The following is a 17,287-nucleotide window of genomic DNA, read 5'->3' as shown; positions in this document are numbered from 1 at the left end:
CGCCACCACAACGGGATCACTCCAGGGGAGGCGCTCCTGCGGCCTGTTGCCTTCGATCGCGTTGAGGAAAGCTCCCGAGAAAATCCCCACGGCGAGCATCGCCAGCGCCAACCCCAAAGCATGTGTGTTGGCTTTTTGAGACCATTCCAAACTGGGGAGAGTCCATCGACTCGTCCGCAACGGCCGGGACTTCAGCCGCCGCACCTGGCCGAGGTACATCAACCCGGCCACAAAGGCCACCGAAACAGCAAGGATGGCAAGAAGCAGCGATGCCCCGTGAATGAACCCCCACACTCGGGAAGCGGCATGGCGGGCAAACGGCAGCGGATCACCCCAGAAATACCCCACCACGATCAGCACCAACGCCGGAGGAAGCAAGAACAGGGCGAATGGTGTTTTCGGACGAAGTTTCATCCAAATGACGCACACCACCGCCAATCCCCAGGCAATGCCGTAATACCAATCCTGCCGCACGGACAGCGGCGTGCCGCCCGATTGCGATTGTTCGAAAAACATCACACCCCGGTAAGCCAGCCACACGGTATGCAGCAGCAACCCCGCCACGAGAAGTCCCATGGCCAGGCCCGGTTGAATCCGCACTCCGCGGAGTCGGAGCCACTCTGCCCCAATGACCACCGCGTAGGCCAGCGCCATGCATAAGAGCAAAACTTCCATCATAGGTTCTGTGGCTTTCTGGCAGGATACTGTGGAGAAAGTGTTTTCCCCATCCAATCCATTGACGGTTGCTCCCGGGAGATCGCCGGGCGGAATCGTGGACCTACCGTGAATCACGCATCCCCGACTGGCGCCGAGGACTTCTCCTGCTTGTCTGGAACGCTTTCATGATCTCCCGCATCCGGTTCCAGTCCCCATTCTTTCAGCTTTTTGCGCAGGGTATTGCGATTCAGTCCGAGTTGTGCTGCCGCCTTGATTTGAACATGATGGCAACGATCCATGACCTGGAGAATCAGTTCGCGTTCGACCCGTCCCACAATCTCTTCATAAAGATTTCCCTTTCCCGGGAAAAACTGAGACAGCGCGGTCGAGACCAAATCCCTGATCATCCGGTCGAGATTTCGCCGACGATACCCCAGCCGCGGTGATTGCCTTCCGGCAACGGCGTCCGGCAAAAGATCGCAGGTGATTTCATCCCCCGGTGCCAGAATCACAGCGCGTTCGATGTAATTCTGCAGTTCGCGGACATTTCCCGGCCAGTCGTATGCCTGGAGTGCCCGCATCGCGTCCGGATGAACGAATGGCACGTGTCGGCGGTTCTTTTCGTTGTACAAGCGCAGAAAATGCCCCACCAGTTCCGGGATATCTTCGCGTCTTTCACGCAGGGGTGGAAGATAAACCGTCACCACATTGAGCCGATAGTAAAGGTCCTCGCGAAATCTCCCCGCTTCCACTTCCTCCAGCAGATCACGGTTGCTTGCAGCGATGACGCGGACATCGACCTGAATCGTCCGTGTATCGCCCACCCGTTCGAACTCGTGCTGTTGCAGCACACGCAAAAGCTTCACCTGGAGTTTCGGCGTGGTCGAGTCGACCTCATCCAAAAAGATCGTGCCGGTATGGGCTGCCTCGAATCTTCCCGTCCGATTCTCCACAGCTCCCGTAAAAGCCCCTCGCACGTGACCGAAGAGCTCGCTTTCCAGAAGCCCTTCCGGAAGGGCCCCACAATTCACCCGGATGTAAGGGCCTCCCCGTCGCGGGCTGAGCTGATGGATGGCCTTGGCGATGAGCTCCTTTCCCGTCCCTGTCTCGCCCAAGATGAGGACGGAGGCATCGGAATTCGCCACCCGACGAACAAGCCGGTACACTTCCCGCATGGCTGGGGAAGAGCCGATGATCTCGGGTATAGGTGGCGAATCGTCGGCCCCGGAAAATGGGGGAATCCTGGAACTCATTCAGCGTTTGCTCCGCTCGTCTGCTCACCAGGCGAGGCACTCTTTGAACCAGAGTGTTATTGTACGCGGAACCGTCTCCGACGGGGATTCCTGACGGGTCGGTTCCGCACTTACTTCGTGCACGACAGGATGGACACTCTAGGGATTTAGCGCTGCCCCTGTTTCACGAAGTCGCGCCGGAGTTTCGATACAATCGAGGATGAGTCCCAGGAGCTTCTGCACGGCCGGATCACGGTGCGCACTCTGATTGTATCGCTCGTACTGGCGAAGGATCTGCTGGGTTGTCAACTGCACGCCACGCTTCTCCACAGCCTCTCGAAACCCGCCGAGCGCCTTCACGCGAAGCTCGAGGGGCCAGTCCTCCCGACTGGCCGCTTCCACCAACTGTGTTTGCGCTCCCGGAGTCGCCAAACGGGCGAGAATCTCGATGGCCAGCGTTTCCTGACCGGGCACCTCCAGCGCGGCTGTCGCAATCCGCTCCAGATCCAGGATGGATACCCCCTGCGGCGGGTTCTCACAAAGAACAAGTATCCAGGTGAGCGCCTGTCGGGCCTGCTCGAGTCGCCGTACTCCCGGCGTCCGATCGGCGCCCTCCAAGCTGGCCACACGAGCCATCAATCCCCCCAGATCCTCCGGGCTCTGCGGCGTTGCCACACTGATACTGACGGGAATCCTCTGGGCGACATGGTCGGCACGCGGCAGCCACTCGCTCTCGGCATACAGCAGCACGGGAATCTGTGCCGTATGGGAATCCGACCGCAAACGCTGAAGGGTCAAATCCAGCGGGGGATTTTGAATCGCAGCCGACACCAGGATCACCTCGCAGTCCGGCACTTCCGGTGCCACCCGCAGAAGATCGCCCCCCGTCGGGACAACCTCCACGCGATGAAACCCGATTGTTTTCAGATAGGCAGCCAACTGCGCTCCCTCTGCCGGACTCGGTGTGGCCACCACAGCCTCGCGGGCCCCCGTTGCCCGCGCAAAATACATCAGTTCGTCCCACAGGTAACTGTTCCCCCGAAACATCCCGCCCGGCGCCAACCCGAGAACGGCTCTCAGGGCAGCGAAACGCAGTGACCGATCCGCCGCTCGAGCAGCCCTCACAAGCGGGGGAATTGTCCCGGAGTTCAATACCGCAGGGTTCTTTTCCTCCGCCAGCCACGCGATGGCCGCCCAGGCGCCAGCGTTCCATCCCCGGTCCAGGCACTGATTCAGCCAGCGGTTCATATCGTCAAGAGTGGGCTTCAGAAATGCCAACGCCCGGTCCACCTCCTGACGCACCGTGGCAAAATCCTCCGTCATCCTAAAAGTCTTGGCCGAAGTAGGAGGACCGTCCTGTCCCGGTTGCGTCGGATTTTCCGTCCACTCAACGCGATGCCCGTAACCGAGTCTCTCAAGGATCAGCACCGCCGCCAGGTCGCGAAGCTGTGGATCGTCCTGTGACACCGCCCAGGCGGCCTGGGCGAGATAGGCTGCTCGTTCCCTCCGCCACAGTTCAAACGTCACCTGACGGAGAACGACTGTGCCTGTCGCTGCGTCCCACTGAAGAACCGACACCACCTCCCGCCCCAGCGGCACCGGCGCTTTGACGATCGCCTCTGCCTCGCGAATCATGAGCCGCACCGAATCGCGGACACTCGGCATCCCCCCCACCAGGGCTTCCACCGCCGCTTTGGCTGCCCCCCAAACTTCGACGCCACACCTTTCGCATGTGGCAGTGGCTAGCAAAAAGGGAACCGCCGACCTTATCTGAAGGGCCGTCACAGCGTGGATCAGCCCCAATTTCTTTTCTTCTGGCACCGACAACAAAAGGGAAATGACGGCCTCCTCTGAATCCGGACGAAGGCGGGCAAGCACCGTCTCCACGCGCGGCCAGGCTGGCAAGCGGGTGGGGTCCAGAAGAACACTCACCAGAGGAACGACAGCCGGAGTGCCCACCTCGATGAGATCCTCGGCAGCCTGCACCCACCCCTCACCTGTTTCCTCGCACAGTTTTTCCACGAGCGAGTGGACACGCGAGGGGTCGGCTCGAAACTTCCGCACCGCGTCAAACACGAGCTGGGCCAGTTGAGGCCCCTCGGGAGCGAGGTCCGAACGCGAAGCAAATTCGAAAAAAGGCGCCGAGCCGAATTCCTCATGGAGCCCGTTGAGCGTGAGCGGATCGAGGGGACTGCTCACCACCTTCTGGAGCATCTGCTTGGCGAGATCCATTCTTCCCAGCTTCAAAAGCACGATGGCCGCCCGAATGCGCTCGCGGGGAGTCAATGGATTGGCCGCCAGAATAGCAGCGACGGCGGGGTCTTCTGGTGGAGTCACCTGCTCCTGGGTGGTGGTCTGACTCGGATTTGGGGCCGGCCGCCCCGGTTGTTCGGCCTTGACTGCCCGTATGGGAAATGCGAGCAGGCAGACTGCCGTCCCAGCAGCGACAATACCCACCCATCGGAGCCGGCGGTGCTCACCCATTCGCTAAACCCTCATCGATCCGATTGAGATCGCCTGTGTTTCCCGGGCGGTCTTTCTCGAGGCACTCCCGACGAGCTGCATGCTCGCCCGGCAATCCTCCCCCGAAGAGGCAAATGCATTTCCCCTGCTTTCCATGATAATTCACGCCTGGACGCGTGTGAAATTTTTCCTTCGCCGCAGGGCGGGTTGCCAAACGGCGAAAATGCCGCGCCGCAAAGCGACCCCAGGACGGCATGATCCCTCCTAAGGGGAGAACGCCACCCTCCCATGTACCACCCGAAAGGAAGCCCCGTCGCCCCAACGCACAATTTTGACCTGCCGACGTCACGAGCGTTGGGCCAGCTTTTCCCGCCACCAGTCGATCTGCCGCCTCACCTCGTCGGGGGATGTCGAACCGTAACTGTGCATGGCCTGCACGGCATTTCGCACGCCGAGCACACCATAAACACGTGAATCCAGCGTCGGCTCTACCGCGCGAAAGACCTCGAGGGGCAAGTCGGCCAGCCGACAGTTCCGATCCATCGCCTCGCGAACAAGCTGTCCCACCATCGCGTGGGCCGTCCGCTGGGGAATTCCCCGAGAAACCAGATACTCCATCAATGTGGTGGCGTCCAGATGGCCCTCTTCCAGTCGAGCGGCAATCGCCTCGTGATTGAGTTGTGCGCCACGAATGAGGGGTTCCGCCACCTCCAGGCAGCCGGCCACTGTATCGTATGCATCGAAAACCGGTGGTTTGTCCTCCTGAAGATCTCGGTTATAGGCTAGCGGCAATCCTTTGAGGAGCACCAGCAGCGTCTGCAAATCGCCAATCACCCGGGCGGTTTTGCCCCGAATGAGCTCCAGAACATCGGGATTCACCTTCTGCGGCATGATCGACGAGCCTGTGCAAAAGGCTTCCGGCAACTTCAAAAATCCGTACTCGGTGGTGGACCAGAGGATCCACTCCTCCGCCCAGTGACTGAGGTGAACCGCCAGAAGACTGAGTGCAAACACGAATTCGACGGCAAAATCGCGGTCACTGGTGGCATCGATGCTGTTTCGGCTGGGAACGTCAAAGCCCAGTTCCCGCGCTGTCATCTCGCGATCAATCGGCAGACTCGTGCCGGCAACCGCGGCCGAGCCCAGCGGACACACGTTCACCCGCTTTCGGCAGTCCACCAATCTTTCCACGTCACGCTCTAACTTTTCGCAATACGCCAACCAGTAGTGCGGTGCCAGGACAGGTTGCGCCCGCCGCAGGTGCGTATAACCGGGAAGGATGACGTCGAAATCAGTCTCGCAGCGATCGACGAAGGCCGACTGCACGGCTCGGATGCGAGGGATGAGTTCGTCGATGGCGTCGCGCACCCAGAGGCGGAAATCTGTGGCCACCTGATCGTTGCGGCTGCGGGCTGTGTGCAGCTTTCGGCCCACATCTCCCAGGCGGTCGATGAGCGCCTTTTCGATGTGCATGTGGATGTCTTCCCATTCCTCCGAGAAGGGGAACCGCCCGGCGGCAATCTCCTCCTGGATTTGCTGGAGAGCCGCGATGATCTGATTCGCCTCATCGGGGGTAAGCAGTCCTACCTGGGCCAGCATCCTGGCGTGGGCCATGGAGCCCGCGATATCCTGCTGGTAGAGTCGCTGATCGAAGCTGACACTTTCCGTGAAGCGTTCCACTCGGCGGTCCGTGGCTTCCCGAAATACTCCACCCCAGGGTTTTTCTGTCACGGCAATCGTCTCCTGTTGGATCAGACAAACGGCGAACTCGGTCTGACTCGCTGGCTGGAAGCGGGAAATTATTTCTCCGAAAATTTTGACCCCGCCGGAGAAGGGCGCAGGGCAAAGTTTTTCTCGGCTGGGTGGCCTTACCTCGAAAGAATTGTTTCTGTAAAGCCCCACCGACAAAGGCGCACGGATTTTTTCTAGACGAGTTCGCACGTTCCGTCAATTGAGCCTCCCGGCCGATCCATCCCACTCTTGCAAAAACTTCCGACATACCACGGGCACAATGGGTCGTAGGGGCAATTCATGAATTGTCCCTGCCGGAATGGGTTCATTTCCGCCGTCCACTTACTCTCACGGGGATTCGTGGATTGCCCCAGCCACCGGCAGCGGAACGATCAACTTTTTTCGCTTCTGGTCAGGATTCTCATCCAGCACGCGTTTCGGAAGTAGCTGAATTCCAGCCGAAGGGTGGGTTGAAATTCTGCGCCGATTGCCCATAAATGAAGTAATTTGCGCCCCGCTTCAGCAAGGTGAGAATGTGCGGAGGGCGGGGTTCTCCATCGGTTGTGAATTTAACTCGCCTATGAAGCCGGCGGTGCCTGGACAGAATACCGGCGGATTGTCCGCGGTACTTGTTGATGACGTGGTGGCCGCCCGGTTTTTTCTGGCAATTTCTCCGAAGTTTGTTAGATCACTGAGACAATCCAGGGGGTTACTACAGACGTGCCACGACGAAACGATATCCACAAGATCCTGCTGATTGGTTCCGGTCCGATTGTGATCGGTCAGGCATGTGAGTTTGACTATTCCGGATCGCAGGCGTGCAAAGCCCTCCGCGAAGAGGGGTACGAGGTGGTGCTCATCAACTCGAATCCGGCCACCATCATGACCGATCCGGAAATGGCCGACCGCACGTACATCGAGCCGATCACATGGGAATTTGTGGCCAAGGTCATCGAGAAAGAACGTCCGGACGCGCTTCTGCCCACGCTCGGCGGGCAAACAGGTCTCAACGTGGCGATGGATCTCTACCGCCGCGGCATCCTCGATCAGTACAAGGTGGAAATGATCGGCGCCAACGCGGAGGCCATCGCCAAGGCCGAGGAACGCGACCAGTTTCGACTGGCCATGGAACGAATCGGCCTGGATGTGTGCCGCGGCCGAACCGTTCACAATCTCCAGGAAGCCCAGGAAGTTCTCAAAGAGATCGGCCTCCCCTGCGTCGTGCGCCCCAGCTTCACCCTTGGAGGAACCGGCTCGAGCGTGGCGTTCAATCGCGAGCAGTTTCTGGACCTCGTCACCCGCGGGCTGACAGCCTCGCCCATCCATGAAGTCCTGCTTGAGGAATCGGTGCTCGGCTGGAAAGAGTTCGAGCTGGAAGTCATGCGGGACGCGGACGACAACGTCGTCATCATCTGCTCCATTGAAAACCTCGATCCCATGGGCATCCACACCGGGGATTCCATCACCGTCGCGCCGGTACAGACCCTGACAGACAAGGAATATCAGCGGATGCGTGACGCGGCGATCGCCGTGATCCGGGAAATTGGGGTGGATACCGGAGGGTCGAATATTCAGTTTGCGGTCAATCCCAAGACCGGACGGATGGTGGTCATCGAAATGAACCCCCGGGTCAGCCGCTCCAGCGCCCTGGCATCCAAGGCCACCGGCTTTCCGATCGCCAAGATCGCGGCCAAGCTGGCCGTGGGATATCGCCTGCACGAACTGGCCAACGATATCACCCGGCTTACCAAGGCCTGCTTTGAGCCCACCATCGACTACGTGGTGACCAAGATTCCTCGCTTCGCCTTTGAAAAATTCCCGGAGGCGGATCCCACACTCACCACGCAGATGAAAAGCGTGGGTGAAACCATGGCGATCGGCCGCACCTTCAAGGAATCGCTGCAGAAAGCGCTCCGCGGTCTGGAAGTGGGGGCGTTTGGTTTGGGATGTGATGGAAAGGACCTCTGGGGCACACCGCAGCAGCCGACGCTCGATGAAATCCGCTATAAGCTGGCCCATCCCAACGCGCAGCGGATCTGGTACATCCGTTATGCATTCAAGGCGGGCATGTCGGTGGATGAGGTCCACGAACTTTCCTCAATCGATCCGTGGTTTCTGCACAATATCAAGGAGATCGTCGACCTGGAAAACGAACTCCGCGGCTACCGCGACATCAGTGAGGTCAGCACGCCAAAGCTCCGCCAGGCCAAGCAGTACGGATTTTCCGATCGGCAGCTCGCGGTCATCTGGAACCGCACGGAAATGGAAATCCGGGAAGAGCGGAAACGCCGGGGGATTGTGGCGACCTTCAAGGCCGTCGATACGTGCGCCGCAGAATTCGAGGCCTACACTCCCTACTACTATTCCACCTACGAAGAGGAAGATGAAACCCCGCCCAAAAAACCTGGCACAAAACGGATCATGATCCTGGGGGGTGGTCCCAATCGCATCGGGCAGGGCATTGAGTTCGACTACTGCTGCTGCCATGCCAGCTTCGCCCTGCGAGAGCTCGGCATCGAGAGCGTGATGGTCAACTCCAATCCGGAAACGGTGAGCACGGACTACGACACGAGCGACCTGCTCTTCTTTGAACCGCTCACCTGTGAAGACATTCTCAATATTCAGGACCGTGTGCAGGCTGACGGGGTGATCGTGCAGTTTGGCGGGCAAACCCCGCTCAATCTTGCCCGCGCCCTCCAGGTCGCAGGCATGCCGATCATCGGAACGAGCGTGGACACCATCGAGGATGCCGAAGACCGCGAAAAATTCGCCGAGGTTCTGCGGCGACTCAATCTGCGGCAGCCGCCGAATGCGGTGGCCAGAACTCTGCCCGAAGCCCAGCTCGCCGTCCAGAACGTGGGTTTTCCCGTGCTTGTCCGTCCGAGCTTCGTACTGGGCGGCCGGGCCATGGAAATCTGCTACGACATGGAACAATTTGAACGGTTCGTCAAAGAAGCGTTCGACGCGGCGGAAGGCCAGCCCGTCCTCATCGACCGCTTCCTGGAAGACGCCACCGAGGTGGATGTGGACGCCATTGCCGACGGAGAAACAGTCGTAGTGGCCGGAATCATGGAACATATCGAAGAAGCGGGCGTCCACTCGGGGGACTCCGCATGCGCCATTCCCCCGTACAGTCTTCCCGGCCCGGTGGTAGAGGAAATTCGCCAGGCAACCTGTCTGATGGCCAAAGATCTCCAGGTCAAAGGCCTTATGAACGTCCAGTTTGCCGTCAAGCGCGAGGACGGTAAGCCGGTGGTTTATGTTCTGGAGGTGAACCCTCGCGCCAGCCGAACTGTCCCCTTTGTCTCGAAGGCGGTGGGCTGGCCCCTTGCCAAATCAGCCGCCAAGGTGATGGTGGGCATTTCGCTGAAAGAACAGGGCTGGACGCGAGCGCCCATCCCCAATCGGGTGTCGGTCAAGGAGGCCGTCCTCCCCTTCGTCAAGTTCTTTGGCGTGGACATCGTTCTCGGGCCGGAAATGAAATCCACCGGAGAGGTCATGGGGGTCAGCCGGTATTTCTCCATCGCGTATGCGAAAAGTCAGATTGCAGCGGGAACGGCACTCCCCCGCAGCGGGCGCATTTTTATCAGTGTGGCCGATCGCAATAAGCATCAAATTGTGCATCTTGCCCAGCGACTTCAAAGCATGGGCTACGAATTGCTCGCCACCAAGGGTACGGCGGACCGTCTGGAACAGGCCGGCGTCAAGGTCATCCGGTTGAAGAAAATCAAGGAAGGTCATCCCAACGTCGTCGATTACATCCTCAATGGCGACATCCAGCTCATCATCAATACTCCTAGCGGTAAAGGTGCACGCACGGACGAAGGCCAAATCCGTGCCCTGGCCATCGCCCAGGGAATTCCCTGCATCACCACAATCTCCGCTGCCGAGGCCGCTGTGAAAGCGATGGAGGCCATGCGGGAAAACGCCGAGTTCGAGGTCGAAGCCGTTCAGGATCGATTCCCCAACTACGGCACACCCGGTGCTTACTGATCCGGACCCGCGAGGGAAAATCGCCCGGCTCCGGCCCTCGGCGAAAAAAATCTCGCAGTACAGGAATGCGAGTGATGGCGGATGGCGGCCAACCGATCAGATGACCGCCTCAAGCGGCGGTTGGTCTCACGTCCCCCGCGCCAACCCCGCCCTGGCAGTGACCTGGTCGCTCAATCCCCAAGGCCTTGGCTTCCCTGCGGCAACCCAGACGCTATCATGGGGAGCGTGCGAAACAGCGTCCCTGCGCCGCGGCCCCACCACCCTGCCGCGGCAACCCCACGCAAGGAGCCCCCTATGTCCTGCCAGGTAACCCTCAGCCTGATGGTTCACACGCTTTTGTGCTGGTCCCGTCTCAAGCGTCACGCCCAAGCCGGCCAATCCAGGGCGATCTTCTGCGGCGTGGTTCTGGCCCTGCTTTTGGGCGGTTTCCCGGCGGACAGGCTGACGGCCAGTGAGCCGGTCTTGCGGATCAATAGAGCCCCTCGAGATGGCCTGGTCATTGCCGAGGTCAATCTGACACCGACATTTCAGGCCTGCGACATAACTCCCGGCGACTGGCGAGGATTACGAGGTGATCTCAAGACAGGCGATTCCGTACCCTTGCAATTCATTCCCGCTGTCGATTTCGACGCACAATCGAACTTTGTCGGCACGCTCATCGTGAGTCTGCCCCGCCCAGATGTGCGGTCCATTCGCCTCCGCTTTGAAACTCCGTCCCCGCTACCCACCGCCTGGGACGGCACTGTCCAGGCCGGTGGTGTTCGCATCCGTTGCGACCTCGAGCATCAGGCCGGATTTCCTGTGGAATTCGTCTTTCCCGGAGCGTCCAAGGCATTTCATGTCTCTCGCTGGGCGGACCGCGTGCATGATCGCCAGCTTGGGAGTTTCCTGCTGACAACCGATCCTCACGCAGAGATCACGAAACTTTCCGAGGGGCCCCTGTGTACAGTGATCCGAATCCGCGCCCGATACGGCGCCACCCAGCCAACTCCACCCCCTGGCGGGCCCTTCGCCGTTTACGACTGGATCTATTTTCATGACCGGCCTTTGATCCTCGTGCAGGCCGTTGCTTTCCAGACTTCCATTCAACCCTGGAACGAGCATCATTTTCTCGAGCTGCAATTCAACCAGAGAGAAATGCCCCACTGGACGGTGGCCGATCCGATGGAAAAGGGCTCTTTTGCGAACACCCAGCAGAGCCATCGTGGTGCGCAGTGGGGGATTATCAGCGACGACAATGCCCTGGCCATGCTGGCCGCCGGAAGCGTGCTGATTTACGATGCCCCCGGTGAGGACGGCAACTACATCCAGGCCTGCGGAGATCGCGCATGGCAAAGGTGGGACACGCCACGGCTCAGAAAATCGGCCGTCATCTGGTTAGGCCCCACCGAAAAAGCGGTTTCAGAATTGGCGTCGCTCTCCCAAGCCTGGCCCCGCAGAGAAGAAGTGGTGGCCACCACAGGGGTGCTCAACGGCCTTCTGGCGAAGCTTCGGGCAAAGTATCAGAACCTGCCCGCGGCGGAACGCCAGCAAACCTGGTGGCAACTGGCCGCCGAGGAACTCGAGAAGCGGGGAAAGTTGAAGGAAGCCATCGCGGTCCTCAGGGGTGAAATGCCCGCGCGGTGGTCAGTGATCTCTGTCGGTGAACTGGGAGTCATCCTGGAACGCTCCGACGACGGTCTGGAGATGCTCGGCCTGTACGACATCGTACAGGGTCGACTGCTGGCGTCCTCCCAGGAATCACCACTATTCGACATCACTCTCCAGGACACCGCCCATCCCGAAAGCCCTCTGCGGCATCTTCATGCGGACCAGGGTTGGGAAACCGTCACTATGGAACAAAAAGAGGCCGTCACGCTCGTCTGGAAGTCGCCGCGTGATTTCCCGGGAGCACCGCTGGAAGTGCTGGCCATTGCCAAAGCCGATCCCGCAACCTCCTCCCTTACCTGGGAGTTCTCGATCCGACACGTTCCGCCGCCCTGGAGTGTCCGGGAGGTGATTTTCCCCCAACTTGCGATCTCCGACCTGGGTACGCACGGATCCGTTCTTTACCCACAGGGGTGTGGCATCGTCACGCCGGATCCGTGTTCGCAAAACTTCCAATATCAGGGGCGCTATCCCAGTGGTTGGACCACCATGCAGTTTATGGCAGCGTATGAGCCAAACCTCAAAACTGGTCTTTATATCGGGCTGCATGATCCTTTTGCCAGCACCAAGCAAATAGCCGTCCGCACGATTCCCCAACTGCGGCTTCTCCGAGTGACTTACGAGCATCCTGCCCCCGACATGGGAAAGCCGGAGAACGATTTCACGCTCTCGGGCCAGGCCGTTTGGCGACTTCTGCGGGGGGACTGGTACGATGCTTCCCAGATATATCGGGAATGGGTCGTTCGCGAAGCCCGTTGGTATCCACAGCTTGGTGACGGCGGCCGCGAAGATACCCCGTTGTGGATGCGGGAACTGCCGTTGTGGGCCCTCTATGGGGGACCCACGGGTGAGTGCGCTGAACAAACGAACCGCTTCGCCGAATATTTCGGCGTCCCGTGCGGAGTTCACTGGTACAACTGGCACATGAATCCGTTTGACAACGACTACCCCCACTACTTTCCGGCCAAGCCCGAGTTTCTTCCCGGCGTGGAAATGCTCCGCAAGACAGGAGTTCATGTCATGCCCTACATCAATGGGCGTCTCTGGGACACTCGCGACAAAGGCCTGGAAGACTGGCAGTTCACGCGTCGGGCGCTTCCGGCGGCCACCAAAAACGAAAAGAACGAGCCCTTCATCGAAAGCTACGGCAGCAAAGAAAGCGACGGTTCACCGGTCCGTCTTGCCGTGATGTGCCCCACCACCGAACTGTGGCAGAGCACTGTGCGGGAGATCGTCCTCCGCCTTTTCCGCGAATTCAAAGTGGACGCCGTGTACATTGATCAGATCGCGGCGGCCGCTCCCACGCTGTGCTGCGACCCCGCGCACGGCCATCCACTCGGGGGTGGCCACTGGTGGACGGAGGGATACTGGCAACTCCTCGACAAAATTCGTCAGGACAAACCTGCCGATTGCATGCTCACCACCGAATGCAACGGCGAGCCGTATATCCGCTGGATGGACGGCTATCTCACCTGGCACTGGCAATACGACGGCCAGGTTCCCGCCTTTCCCGCCGTTTACGGGGGCACCATTCAGATGTTCGGACGTGCCTACGGGGGCGGTCCCACCCGGGACCTCGCGCTCCGCATGCGGGCAGCCCAGCAGCTTGTATTCGGTGAACAGTTGGGCTGGATTTCACCGGCCGTCGTCAATGAAAAAGAGAACGCGGAGTTTCTCAAACAACTGGCGCAGTTAAGATGGCTCTTACGGGAATACTTCTATGCCGGCCGGATGCTTAGGCCGCCACAATCTGATCGGCCATTGCCCACTGTGAAGGCGGACTGGCAATGGCATGGCACCCGGTGGGTCGCCACGAATGCGCTTCTCAGCGGCTGCTGGTGGCAACCCAGCAAATCCCGGGTGGTCGTCATCGCCGTCAATGTGAGTGACGAACCGGTAACGACCACGCTCATCGCGGATCTCGCGCCCGCATTTCCGTCTGACACAGCCCTTTGTGTTGCGCCGGTGGAAGCAGCGCCCACTGTACCCATGGAAACTTCCCCTACCGGTGTGCAAATTCCGGTCACTGTTCCCGCCCGAACCGCCTGGGCCTGGGAAGTGACTTCCCAAAAGACTGCGCATCGCGGTCAACGGTAATGACCGGCCTCATGCTCCTGCAACCTCCCGTCACTTCCCGCTTTGCCTTGCAAAATTTGCCCTTGACCCCCGGGACTTTTTCTTGGTAACTTACGCCTGTTGATCATTTAGCGGGAGGTGTCATTCCCTGATGTGAAGGGTAGCCTGACGGGAAACTGACCACTAGTAAGGAAAAGGTGCTCAGCAGGTGGCAAGTTCCCAGCACAGGCAAGCCACGGATGGCAGCATTCGCATCCGGGTTATGTCCGCTCGGCCAGGGACGGCGTAACGGCGGGTAAAGGAACTACCTCCCACTTGCTCCCGGAACAGTCTTATGTCCTCCCCCCTGGGACACTGCATTCCGGGGGCTTTTTCTTTGCGCTCCTTCCCTACGAAACGGACTGGTCCCAGAGTTCGCCCGACGTCTCCGCCTTGGCAATGACCGTGACGCCGTTTTCCGTGACCACGAATCCTCGGGCACGGTCTTTTTCGGGGTCGTACCCGACTTCGGTTCCCTCCGGAACGCGCACTCCCTTATCGATGATGGCCCGACGGATGCGACAATGTCGGCCGATTTCCACCCCCGCAAAAAGGATGGAGTCCTCCACCCAGGCGTAGCTGTTGATGCGGACGCGATGCCCCAAAATGGAGCGAATGACCGTCCCGCCGGAAACGATCGTTCCGTTGCAGACAATGCTGTCGAGGGCCTGACCGCGGCGCTGGGGATCAGCAAACACGAACTTCGGCGGTGGATAATTGGGCTGATAAGTGCGGATGGGCCAGATCTCGTCGTAGAGATTCAGCTCCGGTTCGACGGCCACCAGATCCATATTGGCTTCGTAATAGCTGTCGAGAGTCCCCACGTCCCGCCAATAGGCGTTCTTTTTGCGGTTTTCGTCCATGAACGGATAGGCATAAACGCGGTTTTCGTCGATGAGCGAGGGAATAACGTCGCGTCCGAAGTCGTGGGTGCTTCCCCGCCGTGTGGCGTCCCGACACAGAACCTCGAAAAGGAATCTCGCCGGAAATACGTAAATCCCCATGGAAGCGTAACAGAACTCCGGCTCGCCGGGGATCGGCTTGGGATGCTCCGGCTTTTCCTCGAAGCCGATCACTCGGTTGTCTCGGTCCACTTGGAGCACCCCGAAACGGCGACTGGCCAGTTCACACCGCTCCTTGAGAACCCCGATGGTGACATCAGCCCCCCGTTCGATGTGGTAATCAACGAATTTACGATAGTCCATTTTGTAAATATGGTCGCCGGCCAGAATGACGACGTATTCCGGCTGCTCTTTCTCGATGGCGTAAATATTTTGATAGACCGCGTCCGCCGTCCCCTGATACCAGTTTTCGTCGATCCGCTGCTGGGGAGGCACCACATCGGCGAACTCCCCAAGTTCTCGGCAAAAATACTTTTGCCAGCCCATATTGATATGGCGATCCAGGCTCATCGCCTTGTACTGCGTCAAAATCAGGATTTTTCGCAGTCCGCTGTTGAGGCAATTCGACATGGTGAAATCGATGATTCGATAAGCCCCGCCAAACGGCACGGCAGGCTTGGCACGATCGCGAGTCAGCGGATCCAGTCGCGAACCTCTCCCCCCGGCCAGGATAACCGTGACAATCTGGTCGTTTCTCACATAAGCCATCGTGCGCCCTCCCTGAATCGTTTTCCGGGGACCGAAGAATACTGGCGCCGTTTGAGGCAAAACGACGTGCCAACACTATTCTCGGACACAAAGCATACCGGGCTGTGAACAGAAATCCGGTTTGCTGCTGGCAACGGGTTTTTCTTTGAAAGCCTCTCGGCCAGAAATGCCAGTCCGTACTGGCGATTTCCGATCCTCGCTGATAACTCTCGATCCTCGGACGGCAGCCTCGAAAGTGCCGTTATTCCACCCATCTTTCCAAAACCGCAACCTTGTGTGAAAACTGGAACGACGGCCGATCGTTGCACTCCGATCAACCGCCAACCTCCGCAGCTTGCCGCTTGGAGATTATTTTAACGGGGAAGCGCACCCATCGGCAGACGATGGCCGCTTTCCCGCAAGGCAGCGTTAGAGACTTCGACTGGCCGGAATCAACAAGCTTTGCAGATCGGGTGACTCCTCCCCGTCGATCCAGCGGCGAATCCACAATTCCAGGAAAAGGAGCGCCCAGATGCGATAACTGTGGTTCCACCGCCCTTGCTGGTGCTCTTCGAGCAGCCTTTCAATGGCCTCCTGGCGAAAATACCCCCGTCGAATCGTCCGTGGATGGAGAAGAAGTCCGCAGGCCAGTTGGGCCAGTGGCCCGCGAAACCAGTGATCGAGCGGCACACCGAATCCCATCTTTCCGCGAGTTTGAATGGCCGGGGGTATGAGGTCCTTAAACGCTTCAAGGAGAATGCGTTTACCCCGCCTGCCGCGGACTTTCCACGAGCCAGGCAGTTTTCCCGCATATTCCACGAGGTGATGATCGAGAAACGGCGGCCGCGTCTCCAGACTGTGCGCCATGGCCGCGATGTCCACTTTGACCAGCAGGTCGCACGGCAAATACGTGAACAGGTCGGCCAAACTGATCGCCGAAATCACATCGCGCCCGGCCACCCGAGAATAGGTTTCCAGAAAGAATTTCTCGGGATGGGCCATCGCCAGACACTCCTGAAATTCGGGCGTGTACAGCGCCCAGCGGCGGCAGCTATTGAAAATCGCGATCCATTCGAGATACCGTTCACCCACGGGCAGGTGGAGCGCCTCTGTGAACCGTCGGACCCGGCCCCAGAAGGACTTCTGCCGCGCCTGCGAGGCCCAGCGCCACAAGCGCTCGTGGAAGACCCACCGGAGCCAGAATGGAAGCCCATGAATACCTTCCGCCAGGGCAATAGCCCAATACCGCGGATAACCACCGAAGAGTTCATCGCCCCCGTCTCCGGTCAGGGCCACCGTCACGTGTTGCCGGGTCATCTCGGCCACATACCACGTGGGGATGGCAGAACTGTCTGCAAAGGGTTCGTCGTAATGCCAGACCAACTGCGGGAGAATCTTCACCGCGTCCGGTTCCACACAGAATTCGCGGTGATCAGTGTGAAAGGATTCCGCTGCAATTCTGGCATAGCGCGTTTCATCGTACTCGGCCACGGGAAAGCCGATAGAGAAGGTCCGCACCCGCTCGGTCGCCAGTTGCTGCATGAGCCCCACCACGATCGTGGAATCAATGCCGCCGGAGAGAAACGCCCCCAGCGGAACCTCGGCTTCCAGCCGTAACTCTACCGATCGTCGCAGGAGCTCTCGCACCTGCTCGACAGCATCTTTCCAGTCGGGGCGGTCTTCGTGGGAAAAGTCCGGCGTCCAGTAAGGTCGGACCGTCAACTGCCCGTTCTCATAAACGGCAAGGTGCCCGGGCGGCAATTTGCGGATGCCGCGATAAATCGTCCAGGGATGCGGCACGTATTGGTACAGTAAATATGCGTCGAGGGCTTCCGGATCAACTTCCCGCCCAATACCGGG

General features: G+C 59.4%; 8 protein-coding genes. 2 read left to right on the top strand and 6 right to left on the bottom strand.

From position 1 onward, the window contains the following. From H5U08_RS01075 to argH, 4 genes are all read right to left on the bottom strand, one after another. Positions 1-678, bottom strand: a 678-nt coding sequence (locus tag H5U08_RS01075; RefSeq protein ID WP_297029264.1) for a hypothetical protein, incomplete at its 3' end; no start/stop codon positions are given. Between the two features lie 110 nt (positions 679-788). Continuing rightward, complete coding sequence (locus H5U08_RS01070; protein WP_297029262.1) at positions 789-1,910, bottom strand: sigma-54 dependent transcriptional regulator; 1,122 nt, start codon at positions 1,908-1,910, stop codon at positions 789-791. 138 nt (positions 1,911-2,048) lie between these two features. Beyond that, positions 2,049-4,373 (bottom strand): hypothetical protein, encoded by a 2,325-nt coding sequence (locus tag H5U08_RS01065; RefSeq protein ID WP_297029261.1) that lies wholly within the window; start codon positions 4,371-4,373, stop codon positions 2,049-2,051. Between the two features lie 324 nt (positions 4,374-4,697). Continuing rightward, entirely contained in the window at positions 4,698-6,083 is a 1,386-nt protein-coding gene (gene argH / locus H5U08_RS01060; RefSeq protein ID WP_297029259.1) for an argininosuccinate lyase, read from the bottom strand. A gap of 720 nt (positions 6,084-6,803) precedes the next feature. Between argH and carB the strand changes: the two genes are divergently transcribed. Together carB and H5U08_RS01050 are read left to right on the top strand one after the other, a co-directional pair. Then, positions 6,804-10,076 carry a carbamoyl-phosphate synthase large subunit gene (carB, locus tag H5U08_RS01055; protein WP_297029257.1) on the top strand — a complete coding sequence of 1,091 codons (3,273 nt, stop codon included), beginning with the start codon at positions 6,804-6,806 and terminating at the stop codon, positions 10,074-10,076. A gap of 294 nt (positions 10,077-10,370) precedes the next feature. Further along, positions 10,371-13,820: a DUF6259 domain-containing protein gene (locus tag H5U08_RS01050; RefSeq protein ID WP_297029255.1), complete on the top strand. Its 3,450-nt coding sequence runs from the start codon at positions 10,371-10,373 to the stop codon at positions 13,818-13,820. A 368-nt stretch (positions 13,821-14,188) separates the two neighbouring features. On the opposite strand, the gene glgC is transcribed toward H5U08_RS01050, so the two are convergent. Next, positions 14,189-15,448 carry a glucose-1-phosphate adenylyltransferase gene (gene glgC / locus H5U08_RS01045; RefSeq protein ID WP_297029253.1) on the bottom strand — a complete coding sequence of 420 codons (1,260 nt, stop codon included), beginning with the start codon at positions 15,446-15,448 and terminating at the stop codon, positions 14,189-14,191. Positions 15,449-15,856: 408 nt separating this feature from the next. Next, positions 15,857-17,287 (bottom strand): asparagine synthase-related protein (locus H5U08_RS01040; protein ID WP_297029251.1); only part of this gene is annotated, 1,431 nt, incomplete at its 5' end.

The sequence above is a fragment of the Thermogutta sp. genome (assembly GCF_014359955.1).
Taxonomy (GTDB): domain Bacteria; phylum Planctomycetota; class Planctomycetia; order Pirellulales; family Thermoguttaceae; genus Thermogutta.
Note: the sequence above shows the minus strand (reverse complement) of the source record. Positions and strands in the feature narration are given on the sequence as shown.

Bases quoted from the DNA above. Each gene is read 5' to 3' on its own strand.
- H5U08_RS01065 (WP_297029261.1), bottom strand. From the start codon at position 4,373: ATGGGTGAGCACCGCCGGCTCCGATGGGTGGGTATTGTCGCTGCTGGG.
- glgC (WP_297029253.1), bottom strand. From the start codon at position 15,448: ATGGCTTATGTGAGAAACGACCAGATTGTCACGGTTATCCTGGCCGGG.
- H5U08_RS01070 (WP_297029262.1), bottom strand. From the start codon at position 1,910: ATGAGTTCCAGGATTCCCCCATTTTCCGGGGCCGACGATTCGCCACCT.
- H5U08_RS01050 (WP_297029255.1), top strand. From the start codon at position 10,371: ATGTCCTGCCAGGTAACCCTCAGCCTGATGGTTCACACGCTTTTGTGC.